The sequence below is a fragment of the Rothia sp. P5764 genome (assembly GCF_048512965.1).
Lineage (GTDB): Bacteria > Actinomycetota > Actinomycetes > Actinomycetales > Micrococcaceae > Rothia.
Genome location: NZ_JBLXXQ010000003.1, coordinates 183,466 through 203,891, shown reverse-complemented (window position 1 = coordinate 203,891; position 20,426 = coordinate 183,466). Strand labels below are relative to the sequence as shown.

Here is a 20,426-nt window from a genome sequence, read left to right as displayed (position 1 = left end):
AGTTATACAATGGGCAGGTGAGCATAGACCATCAAAAGATTCTTCCTCTCCTTGTCCTAACTGCCAGCATCACCGCCTGCGGACCGAACGCGGTTAATCTTCAGCCCGCACCCGATGCCACCAATCCTGCCTGCGCCAAAGCTATGGTTGCCATGCCCAAAACCCTAAGCGGTTTAGACCAACGGGAAACGACAGCGCAGGCGACAACAGCCTGGGGTGAACCCACGGCAATTGTTCTTAAATGCGGTGTAGAGCTCCCCACCGCCCCGGTCTCAGACCCCTGCCAGTCGGTCAATGGTGTTGATTGGATTGTGAAACCCACCGATAAGGAACAGGCCCAATCATCAGAGCAAACCGCAACGGGAACATGGTATGCAGAAACCTTTGGCCGAGAACCTGCAATCCAGGTAACTTTTGAAGCCGACCGGGTTTCCTCATCAACCGTATTGGCAGAGCTGGCCTCTGCGGTGGAGCAACTCCCCCAGAAGAAGCAGTGCACCAATGTGGAGGATACGCTCACCGATGTTCAGGGTGGGGTCGGCTAAATATCCCTTCCAGCCCGAATATTAGAATGTCCCCGGTGTCTCTGCCATGAGAGACCGGGGACATTGATAATTAGCCGATAAGGGTCCAGCTCGGCTAGCTCTAACGCAGGCCCAGCGGGCGTTCCATGGCCAAGGAAATCAGTTGATCGATTAGGTCGCTATAGGCAATACCGGTATTTTCCCACATGGTTTTATACATGGAAATGGGGGTAAAGCCGGGCATAGTGTTGACCTCGTTGATCACCAGGCGGCCGTCCTCAGTGTAGAAGAAATCAGCGCGGCACAGGCCCTCACCGTCAACAGCTAGGAAAGCCTCAATAGCTAGCTTGCGCATACGCTCCGAAACTTCAGCGGGTAAGTCCGCCGGGCATCGAGTCTCGGCAGAGGTCTTCGAAACGTACTTAGCCTCAAAGTCATAGAAATCGTGTTCACGGTCAACCACCACGATCTCACCGGGGTAGGAAGCGCGGGGTAGCTCAGAGTGGTGGCCATCGAGCACCGCGCACTCAATCTCGCGGCCCACAATCCCGGTCTCAATCACAAGCTTTGGGTCGTGCTTCTGCGCCTCGGCAATTGCGGCATCAAGCTGGTCAGCAGAATCAACCTTAGTGATGCCAAAGGAAGACCCGGCACGGGCAGGCTTAACAAAGACAGGATAACCCAGCTGGCTGATTCGCTCACGGGCACCGGCCTGGTCAAGGACCCACTGGCGGTGGGTGACAACTTCGTAGGGGCCAACTTCAAGACCTGCCGCCTCAAAGGCAACCTTCATGAGATGCTTATCCATGCCTACCGCTGATGACGCGACACCACAGCCAACATATCGCAAGTCCGCCATTTCGAGCAGACCCTGAACTGTGCCATCTTCGCCAAAGGGGCCGTGTAAGAGAGGAAAGACAACATCAATCGCGGGGCCAAGCTCCACCCGGGTTTCATCGGTGGAATCAATCAGACGCAGGCGGTTATCGCCACCACCCAGAGGCAGGAAGACCTGTTTGCCCTCGGCGGGAAAATCAGCCAGCGCGCTCGCTTCGGTTAAACGGGTCAGGGTTTCTTCATCGGTCAGGTACCAGCGGCCGTCACGGGTAATACCGATAGTCACCACGGTGTATTTATCGTGGTCGATAGCCCCCAGTACACCGCGTGCGGTAATCAAAGAAATTGAGTGCTCGGAGGAACGCCCACCGCAGAGTAGAGCAACGGTGGGTTTAGTGCTGGTTGTGGTCATAGCGTCCTTTGATGGGGGCGGGGAGATTCTGTTCTCAACCCACTTACTTGGTAGGTTCGATATCTTCTGATTTGAGAGAGCGCCCTAGAAGCGCGGGGGCAAGTTCTTCAACTGATATTGTACGGTTGAGGACCGCTACTACAGCTTCTGTAATGGGCATTTCTACCCCTACTTTTCGCGCGAGTTCTGCCACAACGGGGGCAGATTTGATGGACTCTGCGGTCTGGGTCATTACGGTGTAAAGCTCATCGGGAGCGATTCCTTCAGCTAGCAGACGACCGGCAGTGTGATTTCGGGAAAGCGGGGACGAGCAGGTAGCAATCAGATCGCCCATGCCAGCAAGCCCGCTCATGGTTTCCAGTTTGCCTCCCAGAGCCAGGGCAAGACGGGTTGTTTCGGCCAGCCCACGGGTCATCACTGAGGCCTTGGAATTATCGCCGTACTGTTTGCCTTCGCACATACCAACGCAGAGGGCAATCACGTTCTTGACCAGCCCACCAATCTCAACCCCCACAATGTCGGTGTTGGTGTAGGGCCTAAAGTAGCCTGCCGCGCAAACTGAAGCGACGGTGCGTGCGCTTGCCTCGGTTGTTGCGGCAACAACGCTGGTGGTAGGTTGCTCCACAATAATTTCTTTGGCTAGGTTAGGGCCTGAGAGCACAGTAACGCGGTGGGGTACGCTTTCGATTTCTTGGGGAGAAGCGCCGGTTGCAACCAGGTGCCCTTGGAGAGAATCGACAATAACCTCGCTCATGCGCAGGCCGGTTCCCATTTCAAGGCCCTTAGCTAGTGAGACGAGCAGGGCATCGGGTGCCAGTAGCGGAGCTACAGTTTCAAGCTGAGACCGCAGGACCTGAGCAGGGATAGCTAACACCACGATCTGGGCACCGGTAAGAGCCTGAGCAAGGTCCGAGGTCATCGTGAGATTTTCCGGCAGAAGGGTACCGGGGAAGTAGGCCTCGTTAATGCGGGTCTTAGACATCTTGTCCATGGTTTGCGGGTTACGCCCCCACAGACTTATTTTCCGGTTGCTACCGGTTGCCCGCGCGGCATCGGCAAGGACCTTGGCAAAGGCTGTGCCCCAGCTTCCTGCGCCTAAAACAGCGACTTGGTGGATATCGGAGGTGCTCATTGTGGGGTCCCTTTCCGGTCGGGTGTCTGGGCCTACTGCTCCGGTGATTGACGGACGTTCAAAACTGAATTCCAGCGCCCTTCGGGGGCCTTTTCTCCTCTAATATCCTCAAGCAGGTCAGTAATCCGGTCAAGCATGCGGTTAGTGACAGCGGTCAGTTGGCTATGACTATAGTGGGTACCTGGTTCACGGTCTTCAAGCAGATCGCTCCAGTCGATGGGGTCCCCCACAACAATACTGACTTTTTTACGGGGGAAGCCAAAGCGGGGCTTACCGTACTGCGGCAAGAAGTCCTGGTCACCCCAATGGGCAATCGGGTAGACGGGTGCACCTGTGGCTAAAGCCAGACGGGCAGCACCGGATTTACCGGTCATGGGCCAGAGTTCAGGGTCCTTGGTCAAGGTGCCTTCGGGGAAAATCAGCACCGCTCCCCCGGAGCTCAGCACAGCTTGAGCCACCTCCAGTGACTTAGCTGCTTGTGCTGAGCCTCGGGTAACGGGGATGTGAGCGCACTGACGCATGAGCCAGCCGAGGAGCGGCACACGGAAGAGAGAGTCTTTTGCCAAGAAGCGCGGCAGTACCCCCCGCATGAAGAGCGGGTAGGCAACGGTGATGGGGTCAATCTCGGTGACATGGTTTGCCACCACAATAAACCCGCCGTCGGCAGGAAGCTTTTCCATGCCAATCATCTCGGGCCGCATCGGCAGATTGTAGAGAGGCCTGAGCAGGTGCCCTGCGGCTCGGTAGACTGCATCCCCCCGCTTGCTTGGCTTAATCTCTTTCGGCCATGCGCTGTGCTTACTCATGACTAGGCAGTAACCTCGAAGTCAGCTCCCAGGGCGGTGAGCTTATCTACAAAGTGCTCATAGCCACGGGAAATAACCGTAACGCCGGTGACGTTAGATGTACCCTCAGCAGTCAGCGCCGCGATCACGTGGGAGAAACCACCGCGCAGGTCGGGCACGTTAATATCTGTACCACGCAGGGGTGTCTTGCCGGTAATGACAGCTGAGTGCTTGAAGTTCTGGTGGCCAAAACGGCAGGGGGTGGGGCCTAAACAGTCCTTGTGGAGCTGGATAGTAGCGCCCATGCGGACCAGGGCATCGGTGAAACCGAAGCGGTTCTCGTAGACAGTCTCGTGGACCAGGCTCACGCCTTTAGCCTGGGTCATGGCAACAACAAGTGGCTGCTGCCAGTCGGTCATAAAGCCGGGGTGTACGTTGGTTTCAACGAATAAGGGATTCAGGTCCTCGCCCTGGTGGAAGAAGCGGATGCCTTCGTCACTAATGTCCAGGCCGCCACCAAGCTTGCGGTAGACGTTGATGAACGTTGACAGGTCCTTCTGGTTAGCGTTGCGCACGAATATATCGCCGCCTGTTGCCAGTGCTGCAGAGGCCCAGGAGGCTGATTCGTTGCGGTCAGGCATAGCTACGTGGTTAAAGCCGGTGAGCTCATCTACACCTTCGATGATGATCTGGCGGTCGGTCTCAACAGTGATGATTGCGCCCATCTTCTGAAGGATTGCAATCAGATCCATGATTTCTGGCTCAATAGCCGCGCCGGTTAGTTCGGTCTTGCCCTTGGCGCGGGTTGCTGCCAGAAGAACCTGCTCGGTAGCACCCACAGAGGGGTATTCCAGGGGAATCTGAGCGCCCTGTAGACCGCCAGCGGGAGCCTTCATGGAGATACCGGTGGGCAGTTTCTCAATCTTGGCGCCGAACTTTTCAAGCACACGCAGGTGGTAGTTGATGGGGCGGTCGCCAATCTTACAGCCACCCAGGTCAGGAATGAAAGCCTCACCGATGGTGTGCAGCAGAGGACCGCAGAGCAGGATTGGAATACGGGAGTCACCGGCGTGAACTTCGATGTCGGTATGGTTGGCGACAGAGACCTTGGTGGGGTCCATGCGGAGCTCGCCTGCCTCCACATCGTAGTCCACAGAAACGCCGTGGAGTTCTACTAGGTCGGTGACGACCTTGACATCCTTAATTTCGGGGACGTTGCGCAACACCGAAGGGGTTGAACCCAAGAGAGCGGCAACCATAGCCTTGGGGACCAGGTTCTTGGCACCACGGACGTTAACCTCGCCCTTGAGAGGGGTGCCACCTTCAATACGCAGTGCGCTGACCATGTATATCCAATCGTAAATTTTCTGTCTTCCGAGTAGTCTACTCGGCTCGCCCCTTTTAACCTGAAGCGTTGCATGGATAAATCTGTGGTGCCCGCCTAGGCGACCGACACCTTCACAGCATTATTTCACGCATCAAGCAAAAATTGGTGAATAAAACCTTGCCTAACAACTTTACCTCAGAGTTCAGAGTAGGGCCTACTGGGGGCAGTGTTCTCCACCATAATGGTGCACCAGCGCCCCCCTTTAAAGGGCCCAGGGCACCTACCTATTTTCTGCCGGCTCCCTGGTCTGATGTGGCCTTATACTGATTCCTTGCTTTACTGAGTGCGCGGTAACCAGGCGGGGCGGTTAGCCTCGTAGGCTGTAATAGCTTCTTCATGTTGCAGGGTTAGCCCGATGTCATCGAGGCCTTCCATGAGGCGCCAGCGGACGTAGTCGTCAATCTGGAAAGGAACGGTCAAGGCACCGACGGTGACGGTTTTCTCTTCCAGGTCCACCGTCACTTCAGTACCGGGCTCGGTCTCAAGCTGCTTCCAGATCAGCTCAATGTTGTCCTGATCAACCTGAGCAGCCACCAAACCCTGCTTGCCCGAGTTACCCCGGAAGATGTCAGCAAAACGAGCCGAGATAACAACGCGAAAGCCGTAATCCTTCAAAGCCCAGACGGCGTGCTCTCGTGATGATCCGGTACCGAAGTCGGGGCCGGCAACCAGCACGGAACCCTGCTTGTAGGGTTGCCGGTTGAGAACAAAGTTCTCATCCTTGCGCCAGCCCGCAAAGAGGGCATCGTCAAAGCCGGTCTTGGTGACGCGCTTGAGATAGACGGCGGGGATAATTTGGTCGGTATCGACGTTGGAGGCCCTCAGGGGCACGCCAATTCCGGTGTGCTTTTTAATCGGTTCCATGAAAAATCCGTTTCTACCCGGCTATCCGGGTACTCAAATTCGATGACTTATTCCGCTCTAGAGGTCAGCGGGAGCTGAGAGAGTACCGCGGATAGCGGTAGCGGCAGCAACCAGGGGTGAGACCAGGTGGGTGCGCCCGCCCTTGCCCTGGCGGCCTTCAAAGTTACGGTTAGAGGTTGAGGCGCAACGCTCCCCCGATGCCAGCTGGTCCGGGTTCATGCCCAGGCACATAGAACAACCGGCAAAGCGCCAGTCTGCGCCAAAATCCTTGAAAATCTGGTCCAGGCCCTCAGCTTCTGCCTGGGTGCGAACCCTGTGGGAACCGGGGACAACCATCATGCGAACACCCTCTGCCATGGTCTTGCCCTTGAGGATTTCGGCGGCGGCACGCAGGTCCTCGATGCGGGAGTTGGTGCAGGAACCCAGGAAGACGACATCAACGGGGATCTCTTTCATGGGGGTACCAGCGGTCAGGCCCATATATTCCAGGGCGCGAGCGGCGGCCTTCTGCTCGTTCTCATCGGCAAAGTCTTCGGGGAAGGGAACAGCCTGGGACAAGGGGACACCCTGGCCGGGGTTGGTGCCCCAGGTGACAAAAGGCTCTAGCTCATCTGCGTTGATGAAAACCTCATGATCAAAGGTTGCACCCTCGTCGGTGGGCAGGGTCTTCCAGTATTCAAGGGCGGCATCCCAGTCGGTACCGGTAGGTGCGTGGGGGCGGCCTTTAACGTATTCAAAGGTCGTCTCATCGGGTGCAACCATACCGGCGCGGGCACCTGCCTCGATGGACATGTTGCAGATGGTCATGCGCCCCTCCATAGAGAGGGAGCGGATGGCGGAGCCCCGGTATTCCAGCACGTAGCCCTGGCCACCACCGGTACCGATTTCGGCAATAACAGCCAGGATAATGTCCTTAGCGGTCACACCGGGCTTGAGGGTACCCTCTACGTTAATAGCCATGGTCTTGAAAGGAGCCAGGGGCAGGGTCTGGGTTGCCATGACGTGCTCAACCTCGGAGGTGCCGATACCAAACGCCAAGGCACCGAAAGCACCGTGGGTTGAGGTGTGTGAGTCACCGCAGACAACGGTCATACCGGGCATAGTCAGGCCCAGTTGGGGGCCAACCACGTGAACGATACCCTGTTCTTGATCACCGAGTGAATGGATACGTACACCGAATTCTTTAGCGTTCTTACGCAGGGTCTCAATCTGGGTGCGTGAGGTGAGATCTGCAATCGTCGAGAAAATATTCTCAGTGGGGGTGTTGTGGTCCTCGGTTGCAATGGTCAGGTCCAGGCGACGCAGTGGACGCCCCTCAAGACGCAACCCCTCGAAAGCCTGAGGTGAGGTTACTTCGTGAACCAGGTGCAGATCGATGTAGAGCAAGTCGGGCTTACCGTCTGTACCGGGCACTACGGTGTGCGCCTCCCAGACTTTTTCAGCCAATGTACGCGGGGTATGGTCGGTGCTACCAGCCATCAAGTCCTCCAAAAATTATTGTGATGCGTTAATAAGTGTGACGGCACCGCACTCATCTTTCCAATAAACGAACTTGCATATCAGAATATGAGAAGTCAAAATTAAAGTACTCAGACACAATCCATATACCCATTATCTTTCACCCCCGAAAGATCGCATCACACATAATCACTGGGCCAACGCACCGGCCCATCTGCGAAAGTTGCCCACTATGCAAGAGAAGCCTAGCTCCGGCGTCGGCGTACTTGATAAAGCCGCGCACATTCTTGACTGCCTTGAAGCTGGCCCCGCCACCCTTTCCCAGCTTGTTGAAGCTACCGGTCTGGCTCGCCCCACCGCCCACCGTCTAGCTGTTGCCCTCACACACCACAGGCTGGTAGCCCGCGATGTTCAGGGCCGGTTTATGTTGGGGCCCCGTCTCAGTGAACTCTCAAGTGCCGCTGGCGAAGATCGTTTGATTGCCGCCGCTGGCCCCGTCCTCAACAACCTGCGTAATGCTACGGGTGAATCTTCACAAATTTTCCGTCGGCAGGGTGATTGGCGGGTCTGCGTAGCCTCCGCTGAACGGCCCATCGGCCTGCGCGACACCATTCCGGTGGGCACCCAGCTCTCTATGAAGGCAGGTTCAGCCGCCCAGGTACTCACTGCCTGGGAGGATCACGCCCGCCTGGTCGAGGGCCTGCACAGTGCTCGTTTTTCTGCCACCATGCTGGCAACTGTCCGCCGCAGGGGCTGGGCGCAGTCCGTGGGTGAGCGCGAGCGCGGTACCGCCTCAGTCTCCGCACCGGTTCGCTCCCCCTCCGGCAAGGTGATTGCCGCCGTCTCTATCTCCGGCCCGATTGAGCGCCTGAGCCGCCAACCCGGCCGCCTGCACGCTGAGGTGGTATGTGAAGCGGCTGCTGCACTATCAGAAGCCTTACGGAGCTAGCCTTCTGCTCTCAGACCAAGAAAGAGCCCCGGTACCCTTGTGGGTACCGGGGCTTCTTCTGTGAGACCGTAAAGTTACTTACCGGCCTGGGCCAGTGCCTTGCGGTAGTTGGCAAGTCGATCCAGTTCCTCTTGAACGGGTTCAAGGACACAGCGTGAGGCTACGTCACTCATATTTTCTTCAAGCTGACGGCGAATACCCTTGGCGTACATACGATAGCCAACAGTAGCTATGGCTCGACCCAGCGTAGCTACCAGAATACCGGCCAAGAGGCCCGTAACCACCAGGAGGGTGGGCACAGGTAGCGGGAAGCCCTCAACCGTGGGCGGGTCTGGTAGCACAAGCTGGAAGTAGCTTGCGGCGGCGAGCGCGGTCAACCAGAGCAGGCCAAGCAGAGCTGCTGCTAACCCTACCCACTGCAAGATGTTGAGCAGGTGCCACCACCAGCGTTTTTTGGTTGCCTCGTAGTGGACGCTGGCGGCCGCCCGTTCAATTTCGCGGGGTAGGTGTTCTTCGTAAGTTCGGGCGGCTGACCGGATGGAGTGGCTCCAGGGTTCTGCCAGGCCCTCCGATGCCTGACCTGCAAAGGTGCGCAGGCTGGTGCTCAGCGCCGCCTTCTGGGGCGTACCGAGCGGAGGCAGTGAGGACTTGCTGATGGGTGCCCCATCGTGTTCTTTGTGCAGGCCCAGGCGTTTGAGGGGGTCCCGTTTAATCTTGAGGACCCACCGGGTGGCGATCCAGCCGGTTTTCTCGGCGGCGTGGAGCTTATATGAATCGGAGGCCGCTTTGACCAAGCCTTCAGCGCCGGAGGCCCGGTAGAAGCCCTCTTCAAGCTGGGTCATAGCGGGGGCGGTGATGCCTGCCGGTTCCCCCTGCCCGTCCTGGGTAGCAAGTTCTGAGCGAACCCCGGCCAGGTCTGCCTCGATACGGGCCACAGCGGCATTTTTGGCGACAGCGACCTGCCCCAAGATCTCCCGCAGACGTGGAATGTTATGGCCGGTGCGGGCTGAAACACCCAGGGGGTCAGCCAGCAGGGTGCTGGTTAGCCCGTCCTTGGCCAGAAGCAGTTTGAGGGAGTCCAGCACGGCAGGCAGTTCAGCCTCATCCAGGCGATCTACCTGGTTGAGCACAGCCAAGGTTACAGCGCCGTGGGCGGCTAGGGGCTGGATGAAGTCCTGGTGAATCACGGCGTCAGCGTATTTCTGGGGGTCCATGACCCAGACCAGAACGTCCACGCACTGCGCCATTTTCTCCACGATTTTGCGGTTGGAGGCCTCCACCGAGTCGAAGTCGGGCAGGTCAAGCAGGACTAGACCACCGGTGGCTTCTTCTGTTTTACCGGCACCCACCGATGTACGGATTTTGTTCCACATGCCCACGGTAACCGGCACATCGGCCCGGTTGAGGGCTTCTGCCGCTTGGGCAGGGTCCTCGTCCATGTAGGTTCGGTTGCTTACGCCCAGCCAGTCCAGGAGGGGTTCAACGCCCTCTTTACCCCAGACGGCGGCCTGGGCGGTCGATGTGGTGGGCCGGCGGGCGGCGGACTTGGCGATCTCTTTGCCAACCACCGCATTAAACAGGGTTGATTTACCGGAACCGGTAGCCCCGAAGAAACCAATCACGGTGTGTTCTGCTGAGAGTTCGCGGCGAGTAGCAACCCGCTCCAGGACCAGGCGGCCCTTTGCCAGGATTTCGGGGTCTAGGCGGCCTTGGCCTAAGTCGAGGGCGGTGGTGAGGGCATCCACGGTGGTGGCCAGTGCTGTGGTGGCAGGCTCTGCCTTGCTGGTAGAAGTTGGTGTCACGGTTTTAGCTCTCGGTGGTTGTTTCAGAAGCGGCAGGTAGCTGAACACTGGCCGCTAGCTGGGTGCTTGCGGTGTTCAAGGTGGTGGCAACAGCTTCTAGGTCGCTGGCAGTGGGGCGGGCCTGGTCCTCGCTCCCCTGCCCGGTAACAGATTCAAGGCGGTCGATAAAGCGGGCCTGCTGGGTTTCAAGTAGCTCGCCAATGCGCTCTTCGAGCCGGGTGCGGGCACCGGTTGCCATGCGGCGCACAGCGTCCTCACCAAAGATAGCTTCAAGGAGCTTTTGGCCAATCACACCGGAGCCACCGGCAATACCGACTTCAACGCCGGTCAGTCCACCGGTCATTGAGAAGACCGCGACCATCAAAATCACGGCCGTTACGTTCACGCCCAGGGACATGAAGCGGGCCTTTTGGCGTTTGCCTGCACCCTCGGCAGAGATGATGTCCATGACATCTTGTTGCCAGGCACGGATGCTTTCGGCCACGTCTTCGGAGAAGCTATCGTCCAGCTTGGCGAGGTCCTCCCCAGCCAGCAGCGCACGGCCTGCACGGTCTTCGAGCCAGCGGCGCTGGACGGTTTCGGCGGCAGTAGCTGCCTCTTCCATAATGACCGAGTGCAGGCTGACTTCAAGGGCCTGTTCTACCTCAACAGCCTGTGTGGGCGGGGTTCCCCTGAAAAAGCCTGCGATACGGTCGCGCACCTTGCCCACGGTTGTTTCTACCTGGCGGAAGAATTCTCCGGTACCCACAAAGTCTTGCCAGCGCCCCAGTACTTCGCCTCGGAGCATCTGGCCGTCCTGCGTGCTTTCGTTCAGGTTGGTCAGGGCGCGTGCGAAAGCGCTGGTAGCGTCGGCCCGCAGACGGTTTTCTGCGGCTTGTTGGTCTTGCGCGGCCTGAGCTAGACCGCTTGCCTGGCGGGCTACAGAACGCACAGCCCCCTCCAGAGTACGGCGGGCGATATCACCACGGGCATCGGTGTCGGCGCCCAGTGAACGTAACCAGAAAATCAAGGGGAGCAGGGCCACGCTAGGAAGCAGGCCGCGCTCATCACGTTCCTGCTCGGTCACAGAGTGAATCAGGGCAGGGGTGATACCGGCTTCGGCCAGCATTCGGCTCAGATCTGCTTCGATCTCGTCCTCGCTGCCCTCGGGCACACGGTTGAGTACCACGGCAATGGTGATATCTCGGGTAGCCGCCTGTCGCAGGATCTCCCAGGGCAGGGCATCTGCGTAGCGGTTAGCGGTGGTGACAAAGAGCCAGAGGTCAGCGGCTCGTAGCAGTTGCTGGGCAAGACGACGGTTCTCCTCGCTCACCGAGTCAAAGTCGGGGGCATCAATCAGTGCAATGCCCTTGGGCAGGGAATCGACCGGGACGGTCACCAGCTCGTCTTGGCCGCTGTGGGGGTTGGCCCCCGGTAGGGCCTGGCCGGGTTCAACCGGAAGGCGTACCAGATGCGGAAGAATCCGCTCAGGGGTAAAGGCAGCGACGTCCTCGGGCCTATAGAGCAGCACGGGCTGGCGGGTAGTGGGGCGGATAGCCCCGGAACGGGTCACAGGCTCACCGATGAGCGTGTTAACCAGGGTTGATTTGCCGGCTCCAGTGGAGCCACCAACGACCAGGGTCAGGGGCGCATCCAGGGTGGAGAGCTTAGGCAAGATGTAGTCGTCGAGCTGGGTGACTGCGGTTTTGGCTTCTTGCTGAGCTTGTTCAGCCGATCCTGTGTTCAGCGGGAAAGAAGCCGCCGCGAGGGTGTTGCGGGCTTCTCGCACGGAGGCCAGGGTATTAAGAATAGTTTGGTTGTACACACTCCCTATTCTGGCATGTTCCTAGCGCCGGAGCTGCCCTATCAGTGGAACTGTCGCCACCTATCTTGCCGCTGGTGCCTGCCGGTCAGCACAGGGTACAAAAAATTCCCCCACCTAAACTTTAGGTGGAGGAATCTTTAGCCTGTGACCCCAACCGGATTTGAACCGGTGTTGCCGCCGTGAGAGGGCGGAGTACTAGGCCGCTATACGATGGGGCCCTTGCTCTCAAAAAAGAGCTGCTACCTTTGTGGCAACAGATAAAACTATATAGGCCACCCCGCTAGTACGCAACTTGAGATACTGTAGTTTCAGCCACAGCGGGACCTTAGCACACAGCCAACAGCGGGAACAAAAAAATTCCCCCACCTAAACATTAGGTGGAGGAATCTTTAGCCTGTGACCCCAACCGGATTTGAACCGGTGTTGCCGCCGTGAGAGGGCGGAGTACTAGGCCGCTATACGATGGGGCCGTAACATCTTGAAACAAGATGTTCGCTGGGATACCAGGACTCGAACCTAGAATGACGGTACCAGAAACCGTAGTGTTGCCAATTACACCATATCCCATTATCATTGCTTAGCTGATTTCCCTGGGGAATTCATCGCCGCAACGAGTTATAACTTTATACGACCCCCAAGGGGCGTGCAACTTGAAAAGGGTAGACCTACATCACAAGGCCTTCTTTCAGGGCGCACAGAATCCCAAAGTTCCCCGGTTTTTCGCGGTTTTTGGGGCCAAAAATTCCCTTCAAAAAATTTTTTGGGGGTGCCCCAAAAAGCTAAAGAACCTGCCCCTCCCCAGAGCTGGGGTCAGGCAGGTTCTTGGTTTAGAGTATCGCCGGCTTAGGCGGCAAGCTCCTGGTGCAGTTTCTTGAGGCGAGCCAGCGAGGACTCCTTCCCTAGAATCTCCATGGACTCAAAGAGCGGAGGTGAGATGCGGGCACCGCTGACAGCGGTACGCACGGGGCCAAAAGCCAGGCGAGGCTTAATCTCTAGGCCCTCCACGATGGCGCTACGCAGGGCTTCCTCAATAGCCTGGGCAGTGAAGGTCTCCAGGGGTTCAAGAGCTGTGAGAGCGGCTTGGAGCACAGCGGGTGCTGACTCTTTGAGCTGCTTGGCGGCGTCCTCAGCGACCTCAATCTCTTGGTCCTTTGTGAAGAGGAAGCCCAGCAGTCCGGCGGTCTCCCCCAGCAACTGCATACGCTCCTGAACCAGCGGGGCGGCTTGGGTCAGGGTAGCCTGCTCGCGCTCAGTCAGCTCCTCAAAGCTCTTGGCGGTGACCAGGCCGTCCTTGTGCAGGAAGGGAACCAGGCGGTTGCGGAAGTCCTCTGCCTCAAGCAGGCGAATGTGGGTGCCGTTGATAGCTTCTGCCTTTTTGAGATCAAAGCGGGCAGGGTTAGCCAGCACGTCCTTGACATCAAAGTGCTCAACCATGGTGTCCATGCTGAAGATATCTTCGTCATGGGACAGGGACCAGCCCAGCAGGGACAGGTAGTTAAGCAGGCCCTCCTTAATGAAGCCAGCATCGAGCAGGTTGTAGAGGCTGGACTCGGGGTCGCGCTTGGAGAGCTTCTTGTTACCTTGGCCCATGACGTAGGGCAGGTGGCCGAACTCAGGGATGAAGCTGGTAACACCCACGGCAACCAGCGCCCGGTAGAGGGCGATCTGGCGGGGGGTGGAGGACAGCAGATCTTCGCCGCGCAAAACGTGGGTGATACCCATGAGGGCATCGTCTACGGGGTTGACCAGGGTGTAGAGGGGGCGACCGTTAGCGCGCACCACAACGAAGTCGGGAACGGAACCGGCCTTGAAGGTGATTTCGCCGCGCACCAGGTCCTTGAAGGTGATGTCTTCATCGGGCATGCGCAGGCGCAAAACGGGGGTGCGGCCCTCGGCACGGTAGGCGGCCTTCTGCTCTTCGGTCAGGTCGCGGTCAAAGTTGTCGTAGCCCAGCTTGGGGTCTTCGCCCTTGGCGCGGTGGCGCTCCTCAACCTCTTCGGGGGTGGAAAAATCTTCGTAAACGAAGCCGCCGGCCTTGAGCTTGTCAATAATCTGGGCGTAGATGTCCATGCGCTGTGACTGGCGGTAGGGTTCGTGGGGGCCGCCTACACCTACACCCTCGTCCCAGTGAATACCCAGCCACTGCAGGGATTCGAGAACCTGGTTGAAGGACTCTTCGGAGTCACGAGCGGCGTCGGTGTCTTCAATACGGAAGATGAGCTTGCCGCCGGTGTGCTTGGCGTAGGCCCAGTTGAAGAGGGCAGTGCGGACCATGCCCACGTGGGGGGTGCCGGTGGGTGAGGGGCAGAAACGCACGCGGGTTTCGCTGGGGTCTGACAGCTTGAGGGCGTAATCAGTCATGGGTGGGGTCACATCTCTTTCGTTGTGGGTTCTAGGAAAAGTTTTTAGTCGGCGCGGACGGTGTTGATCAGGGAGCCAATGCCTTCAACTTCGATCTCCACCTGGTTGCCTGCAGTCAGGCGGCCTACTCCTGCGGGGGTGCCGGTGAGGATGACGTCACCGGGTAGCAGGGTGAAGTATTCGCTGGCGGCGGCTACGAGCTCGGCTACGGAGAAAACCATGTCGGCGGTAGTGCCGTCCTGTTTAAGGTCGCCGTCCACCCAGGTCTGAATGGCTAGGTCGTCGGTGTCCAGGTCGGTTTCGATCCAGGGCCCGATCGGGCAGGAGCCGTCAAAGCCCTTGGCGCGGGCCCACTGTACATCGGTGTTCTGGGCGTCGCGGGCGGTCAGGTCGTTGGCTACGGTGTAGCCGTAGATGACCTCGGGTACGCGCTCTAGCGGCACGGACTTGGCGATACGGCCGATGACAACGGCCAGTTCACCCTCGTAGGACACGTCGGAGGACCAGTCGGGCAGGGCGATAGGATCGCCGGGGCCGATCACGGAGGTGTTGGGTTTGAAGAAGAACTGCGGGCTGGTGGGGGTTTGGTTGCCCAGCTCGCTGGCGTGGTCGCGCCAGTTGCGGGCGGCTCCAATGACTTTGGAGCGGGGAATGATGGGGGCCAGCAGGCGGACGTCCGCCAGGTCGTACTTCTTATCGGTGGGGTTGACCCCGGTGTAGAAAGGGTCACCGGTCAGCACGGTGAGGGTTTCGGAGCCGGGCTCACCCTCAACTAGGCCAAAGTGAAGGTTATCGTCTACGGTAAATCGAGCAATGCGCATGGCTACTAGCCTACCGGACTTGCCAAGGCTAGGTGTGGCCTAGGCAAGTGTCTGGTTACTGCTGGTCGTCTTTGTGGTATTCTTCGTGGGCCTGGATGATGGCATCGGCCAGGGCCTGGTCGAAGTCTTTAGCATTGAGCAACTCATCTCCAGAGGGAAGATATTTGGCTTTTCTGAGCTGGTTGATGACTTTTTCCCTATTCTTTTGATCTTGGATGTCATCATCGGCACCGAGGAAAGAAGCGTTCTCTAGGTAGAAAAATCGCAGGTCTGCGCCCCGCAAATCAGCACCCTCCAGGTTTGCGCCCTGCAAACGAGCACCCCACAGCTTTGCGCCCTGCAAATTAGCCTCCCGCAGGTATGCGCCCTGCAAATTAGCCTCCCGCAGGTCTGCGCCCTGCAAATCAGCGTACGATAGGTATGCGCCCCGCAAATCAGCAAGCCACAGGTATACGCCCTTCAAATCAGCGAACCACAGGTATGCGCCCCGCAAATCAGCCTCCCGCAGGTCTGCGCCCTGCAAATCAGCTCGCTGCAAATGAACATGCTGCAAGTGTGCAGCAGCGAGACTTCTACCGGCAAAAGAGAGCTTGCCTAGGTCCAAATAGCTAAGATCAAATACACTCTTCTGCTCTGCTCTGCCAGAATCTTTGCTTGCGCTGACTTCCTCAAAATCACCGGTAGTTTCTGGGAAGATATCCCGGATGATTGAGTTAAGAGTTCTTACCTCTTGTTCTTTTCTATGACAAATGATCGTCCCACCTTCCTTGCGGGGGACACCAAATAAGATTTTGAGGATATTTCTTTGCTGGCTATTTTTCTGTTTTCTCACGATTTCCGATGAAGCCGCCAGGGTTTCCCAATCCTGGTAGAGGGCCGCTAACTGGAAATAGCTTGCTGACTGTTGGTTCTCACTTTTGCTGTAACGGCGGGACAAAATCTCATGCAGACGGTCATTGAGCGACTTAATAATTTCAGCATCCTGCTTATTCTGTTCCCGCTGGGCGCGTTCGTCCTCAATCTCCCGCTGATGTTCGAGCTGTCGCCTCAGGTTCTCCTGCTGGGCAAGCCTGTTTTCCTCGCCCGTCTGGTAACTGACAGCAACAGACACCACAACACCCACCGCAGCAATCAAAGCCGCAAAAGCGGTGGCAAGGCCCTGCCGGGCATCCACCCAATCACCGTTATAGGTAGAAAGAGTTAACACCAAAGTAGCCAACGCAGAGACCACAAAAAGAGCCGGAAGAACCGCCACCACAATACGGAACAACCTATTGGAACCGCTGTTTACGGTATTCTTTCGCCGCAGGAACCAGGCTATTGCCCCTGCGATTACACCGCCCGCCACAGCAAAACCCACGTCCCACAGACCCAGGGCGCTACCGAGCGTCAGGTTCGGGTAATCACGCTGAGACACAAGCCCAGCACCTAGCCATCCATAAATAAACGCCCCAAGAGCCCATGCACCAACGAGCAGACGCGATTCGGAAGACCGCGCTGGTTTACTTTGCATCATCATGAGTCAAGGGCTTCACGCAACTCAGCAACTGACTCGTATGTTTCAGCGCCTGCATCGTGCAGAAGCCTACGGCCCTCCTCAATCGCCTCAACAGTTTCGGCATGAGGGGTATTAGCTGTGACCTCAAATGGAATGCGTCGCTCCCTAACACTCTGACGTAAAAACATATTTACTGCGGTTGAAAGATTGAGACCAAGTTCTGCAAAAAGCTCCTCTGCTTCGCCTTTCACCGCTGAGTCGGTACGAACACTAATGGTTGATGTAGCCATAATCCCTCCCTGCGTACGTTGTATAGCTTCTGTATTACATAGCCTATATGTTGTCACCCGTCATCAGCAATATTCTTTGTACCAACCCTTGACGGGTTTCTGCACCCGCCCATAAACTGGCTCTCGGAATCACTGTCTACAGAATGCCTATCGGTGGATTTTTCAGCAGCTCTCTAGCCCAGGCTGAAACCACTCTGCCCGCACCCGGCACCGGTTTTCTGCGCCCCCGTCACCGCCACCCTAGCCAGTGCGCCCTCTAAGTGGTCAGCCATGACGAATATTTCTGCCAACAGCTGGACCTCACCCGGACCTTGGATTTGCCCTAAAACTGCTTAAAGATAGATGCCCGCCTCCCCTGCACTAGCAGGAAAGGCGGGCACAGTTCTTAAGCTGAGCCTTTCTGGTACAGCAGCGACCGGAGCTGAGCTACAGGCTCAAGGCCCAGTGATTCTTAGACCAGCTTGATGTTCCAGCCCAAGCGATCCTCAACCTTGCCGGTCTGAATACCGACTAGTTCTTGACGCAGGCTCATGGTCACGGGCCCGCCCTCAGCACCGGAGGCTGAGGGGACCTCAAAATCAGCGGCCTTGAGCTTACCCACGGGAGTAATCACAGCGGCGGTACCGCAGGCAAAGACCTCGGTAATCTCACCGCTGGCTACGCCCTGGCGCCATTCAGACAGAGTAATTTTGCGCTCTTCAAGGGTGTATCCCCTGTCCTGGGCCAGCTTGATGATGGATTTGCGGGTAACACCGCGCAAAATAGTGCCGGTTAGCTCAGGGGTGGCAATACGCCCGTCCTTGAAGACAAAGAAGACGTTCATGCCACCCAGTTCCTCAATGGCATCATCGCGGTTGGGGTCCTTGAAAATGACCTGCTTACAGCCCTGGGCTTCGCCTTCCAACTGGGCGGCAAGTGAGGCGGCGTAGTTGCCGCCGCACTTGGCTTCGCCGGTACCGCCCACACCGGCGCGGGCGTAGGTGGTAGATAGCCAAATATCAACGGGCTTGGGCGTGCCAAAGTAGTTACCGGCGGGTGAGGCGATCACATAGAAGGAAACTTCGCGGGCAGGTCGGATCCCTAGGAAAGCCTCGGTGGCGATCATGAAGGGGCGCAGGTAGAGGGATTCCCCTTCGCCGGAGGGCACCCAGTCAGCGTCGATGGTAACCAACTGGCGGATTGCCTCCAGGAACAGTTCCTCGGGCAGATGGGGCAGAACCAGTCGGTCTGCCGACTTGTTCAGCCGGGCGGCGTTCTCCTGGGGGCGGAAGGTGGTGATGGAGCCGTCAGCCTGGCGGTAGGCCTTGATGCCCTCAAAAATTTCCTGCCCGTAGTGGAAGACACTGGCCGCCGGGTCAAGGCTGACAGGCCCGTAGGGCAACACCTGGGCCTTGGACCATTCACCGCCGTCGGTGTGGCTGCCTTTCCAGTCGATACGGACCATGTGGTCGGTAAAATGGTTGCCGAAACCGGGGTCGGCAAGTATTTCTGCCCTGCGCTCAGCGCTGGCGGGGTTGGGGTTGCGGGTAATAGAAAATTCCAGGGTCATGTTCGTCCTTCAATCACAGTGTATGGGACTGTAGCTTGTCAAAATGTTAAGCCCGGGTAAGCAAGGCTGTGCGCCAGCTGGCTCGGGTCTGGCGTTTTAGGGGGTGCTAGTGCACAGCCTTGCTGGCCAGGGGCGGGCTCCTGAGCTTTTGGCTTGGTGTGTGCCCTTATCTTCCTTTTCCTTATGAGAATACATCAGCTCTGTGGTTTCTGTGCTCTACCTAACGTGGGTCCCCGCCGGTGAGACGGAAGGGACCAAGGAGCTTAGGCATCCAGGGCGGCCAGAATTGCGGAACCGATCTCGTCAGTACCGCGGGTTGCACCGGGGTTGGCGGCTAGGTCTGCTTCTACGGCGCGGTCAATGCGGGCGGCGGTGTCCTCGTAGCCCAGGTGACGCAGGAGCATGGCGGCGGCCAGGATGCTTGCCGTGGGGTTAGCCTTGTTGAGCCCTGCGATGTCGGGGGCGGAGCCGTGGACCGGCTCGAACATGGAGGGGAAGGTGCGGTCAGCGTTGATGTTGCCGCAGGCTGCGTAGCCGATGCCGCCGCTAATAGCGCCTGCCTGGTCGGTCAGAATGTCGCCAAAGAGGTTGTCGGTGACGATGACATCGAACCGTGCCGGGTCGGTGGTTAGGAAGATGGTGGCCGCGTCAATGTGCAGGTAGTCGGTGGTGACCTGCGGGTATTGGGTGGCTACCTGGTTGAAGATGCGGGTATAGAGGGCCCCTGCGTTGACCAGGACGTTGGTCTTGTGGATCAGGGTCAGCTTCTTCTTGTCGCGGGTATTAGCCAGCTCAAAAGCGTAGCGGATTAGGCGCTCGATACCGTGAGCGGTGTTGAGCGATACTTCAGTGGCGATTTCTTCGGGGGTTCCGGCGCGCAGGACACCGCCGTTACCTGCGTAGGGGCCTTCGGTGCCTTCACGCACAACCACAAAGTCGATTTGGCCGGGGTTAGCTAGCGGGGAGACTGCACCGGGGTAGAGGCGTGAGGGGCGCAGGTTGATGTAGTGGTCAAAGGAGAAGCGTAGGTTGAGCAGGATTTCACGCTCAATCAGGCCGCTGGGCACTTGGGTGGAGCGGGGGTCTGCGCCGACGGCACCAAAGAGGATGGCGTCGTGGGTTGCTAGTTTTGCTTTGGTCTCTTCTGAGAGGGTTTCGCCGGTTGCTAGCCAGTGATCAGCACCCAGGGGGTACTCGGTGGCGGTGACAGCAATCTGGTCAAGTTCGGCGGCGCGGGTCAGGACGCGCTGGGCTTGGGCTACTACTTCGGGGCCGATGCCGTCGCCGGGAATTACTGCCAGGTTGATGGAGGGAGTTTCAGTCATGTTCTTAAGGCTAGTCCTGCACAGTGCGCTTTGCCCATATTTTGGCTTTGGGTTTCATATATTGGCCGGCTGGCCTGCTCCTGTGGGAACCTCTGCACCTTTACCCGGTGCTGCTGCTAAGAAGACGAGTTCTTCCGGGCGGGGTAGGCAGACGGGGTTTTGACCGATGGGTGCTATTTCAAGTTCGGTCAGGTACTGCCCCACTAGATGGGCCAGAAGCAGGGCGGATCCGTCCTGGGTGGTTGCGGTTAAGACAGTGCGGGGTGCCGGTGTTTCAGGCGGGCTAGCTAGCAAGGTGGCTTCTGAGTCTGCCGGGTAGTGCAGGGTAAGGGTGATGCAGGTGGAGCAATCGCAGCTCTGTTTGGCCTGTGCTGTGTTCAGCCTGCGGATTAGCCCTTGCCGTTCCTGTGCGCTGGGCTTGTGGCTTTCTGCGTCAAGCGGCAGACCCTGAGTGATGAGCGCGGCCAGTAGGTTTTTCTGCTCGTCGGTGAGTGCCTCCATACGGCAAATCCTAACAGGGCCTGTTTTCTTCTGACAGGCTTTACACCCGGGTAATTTTAACTAGAACAAATCGTCATGGCTACCGGTGCCAGTAAGTACGAGCACCAAGCTTTTCTGCCTTGTCATG

Annotated in this window: 17 protein-coding genes and 3 tRNA genes; 2 read left to right on the top strand and 18 right to left on the bottom strand. The window is 57.9% G+C overall.

Features of this window, described 5'->3' with window-relative positions:
- Window positions 1-17 precede the first annotated feature (17 nt).
- Window positions 18-545 (top strand): DUF3515 domain-containing protein, encoded by a 528-nt coding sequence (locus ACN08Y_RS06325; RefSeq protein WP_419112151.1) that lies wholly within the window; start codon window positions 18-20, stop codon window positions 543-545.
- Between the two features lie 100 nt (window positions 546-645).
- Here ACN08Y_RS06325 and ACN08Y_RS06320 read toward each other — a convergent pair whose 3' ends face one another.
- From ACN08Y_RS06320 to leuC, 6 genes are all read right to left on the bottom strand, one after another.
- Window positions 646-1,800 (bottom strand): D-alanine--D-alanine ligase family protein, encoded by a 1,155-nt coding sequence (locus ACN08Y_RS06320; RefSeq protein ID WP_419112189.1) that lies wholly within the window; start codon window positions 1,798-1,800, stop codon window positions 646-648.
- Window positions 1,801-1,816: 16 nt separating this feature from the next.
- Window positions 1,817-2,905 carry an NAD(P)H-dependent glycerol-3-phosphate dehydrogenase gene (locus tag ACN08Y_RS06315; protein ID WP_419112150.1) on the bottom strand — a complete coding sequence of 363 codons (1,089 nt, stop codon included), beginning with the start codon at window positions 2,903-2,905 and terminating at the stop codon, window positions 1,817-1,819.
- A 32-nt stretch (window positions 2,906-2,937) separates the two neighbouring features.
- The gene (locus ACN08Y_RS06310) at window positions 2,938-3,711 is read right to left on the bottom strand and encodes a lysophospholipid acyltransferase family protein (RefSeq protein WP_419110304.1); all 774 of its coding nucleotides are present in this window, start codon (window positions 3,709-3,711) and stop codon (window positions 2,938-2,940) included.
- Window positions 3,712-3,713: 2 nt separating this feature from the next.
- Entirely contained in the window at window positions 3,714-5,036 is a 1,323-nt protein-coding gene (gene murA, locus ACN08Y_RS06305; protein ID WP_419110303.1) for a UDP-N-acetylglucosamine 1-carboxyvinyltransferase, read from the bottom strand.
- A gap of 317 nt (window positions 5,037-5,353) precedes the next feature.
- Window positions 5,354-5,941 carry a 3-isopropylmalate dehydratase small subunit gene (gene leuD / locus ACN08Y_RS06300; RefSeq protein WP_419099477.1) on the bottom strand — a complete coding sequence of 196 codons (588 nt, stop codon included), beginning with the start codon at window positions 5,939-5,941 and terminating at the stop codon, window positions 5,354-5,356.
- A 57-nt stretch (window positions 5,942-5,998) separates the two neighbouring features.
- Window positions 5,999-7,420: a 3-isopropylmalate dehydratase large subunit gene (gene leuC / locus ACN08Y_RS06295; RefSeq protein WP_419112149.1), complete on the bottom strand. Its 1,422-nt coding sequence runs from the start codon at window positions 7,418-7,420 to the stop codon at window positions 5,999-6,001.
- 211 nt (window positions 7,421-7,631) lie between these two features.
- On the opposite strand from leuC, the gene ACN08Y_RS06290 reads away from it, so the two are divergent.
- The gene (locus tag ACN08Y_RS06290; RefSeq protein ID WP_419099475.1) at window positions 7,632-8,348 is read left to right on the top strand and encodes an IclR family transcriptional regulator; all 717 of its coding nucleotides are present in this window, start codon (window positions 7,632-7,634) and stop codon (window positions 8,346-8,348) included.
- 74 nt (window positions 8,349-8,422) lie between these two features.
- On the opposite strand, the gene ACN08Y_RS06285 is transcribed toward ACN08Y_RS06290, so the two are convergent.
- From ACN08Y_RS06285 to ACN08Y_RS06230, 12 genes are all read right to left on the bottom strand, one after another.
- Complete coding sequence (locus ACN08Y_RS06285) at window positions 8,423-10,150, bottom strand: dynamin family protein (protein ID WP_419112148.1); 1,728 nt, start codon at window positions 10,148-10,150, stop codon at window positions 8,423-8,425.
- Between the two features lie 4 nt (window positions 10,151-10,154).
- A complete protein-coding gene (locus ACN08Y_RS06280) occupies window positions 10,155-11,954 on the bottom strand; it encodes a GTPase (protein WP_419112147.1) in 1,800 nt (599 codons plus the stop codon).
- Between the two features lie 145 nt (window positions 11,955-12,099).
- A tRNA-Glu gene (locus ACN08Y_RS06275) sits at window positions 12,100-12,172 on the bottom strand.
- Between the two features lie 179 nt (window positions 12,173-12,351).
- A tRNA-Glu gene (locus tag ACN08Y_RS06270) sits at window positions 12,352-12,424 on the bottom strand.
- A gap of 25 nt (window positions 12,425-12,449) precedes the next feature.
- Window positions 12,450-12,521, bottom strand: a tRNA-Gln gene (locus ACN08Y_RS06265).
- A 276-nt stretch (window positions 12,522-12,797) separates the two neighbouring features.
- Window positions 12,798-14,315, bottom strand: coding sequence for a glutamate--tRNA ligase (gene gltX / locus ACN08Y_RS06260; RefSeq protein ID WP_419112146.1), 1,518 nt, complete (start codon window positions 14,313-14,315; stop codon window positions 12,798-12,800).
- A 44-nt stretch (window positions 14,316-14,359) separates the two neighbouring features.
- The gene (locus ACN08Y_RS06255) at window positions 14,360-15,136 is read right to left on the bottom strand and encodes a fumarylacetoacetate hydrolase family protein (RefSeq protein ID WP_419112145.1); all 777 of its coding nucleotides are present in this window, start codon (window positions 15,134-15,136) and stop codon (window positions 14,360-14,362) included.
- 55 nt (window positions 15,137-15,191) lie between these two features.
- On the bottom strand, window positions 15,192-16,553 hold the full coding sequence (locus tag ACN08Y_RS06250) for a pentapeptide repeat-containing protein (protein WP_419112144.1): 1,362 nt from the start codon (window positions 16,551-16,553) through the stop codon (window positions 15,192-15,194).
- A gap of 98 nt (window positions 16,554-16,651) precedes the next feature.
- Window positions 16,652-16,924, bottom strand: a complete 273-nt coding sequence (locus ACN08Y_RS06245) for a type II toxin-antitoxin system RelB/DinJ family antitoxin (RefSeq protein WP_419112143.1) — start codon at window positions 16,922-16,924, stop codon at window positions 16,652-16,654.
- 451 nt (window positions 16,925-17,375) lie between these two features.
- Window positions 17,376-18,473 carry a branched-chain amino acid aminotransferase gene (locus tag ACN08Y_RS06240; protein WP_419112142.1) on the bottom strand — a complete coding sequence of 366 codons (1,098 nt, stop codon included), beginning with the start codon at window positions 18,471-18,473 and terminating at the stop codon, window positions 17,376-17,378.
- A gap of 263 nt (window positions 18,474-18,736) precedes the next feature.
- A complete protein-coding gene (locus ACN08Y_RS06235; protein ID WP_419112141.1) occupies window positions 18,737-19,798 on the bottom strand; it encodes a 3-isopropylmalate dehydrogenase in 1,062 nt (353 codons plus the stop codon).
- 54 nt (window positions 19,799-19,852) lie between these two features.
- Window positions 19,853-20,299, bottom strand: coding sequence for a hypothetical protein (locus ACN08Y_RS06230; protein ID WP_419112140.1), 447 nt, complete (start codon window positions 20,297-20,299; stop codon window positions 19,853-19,855).
- Between the last annotated feature and the right edge of the window lie 127 nt (window positions 20,300-20,426).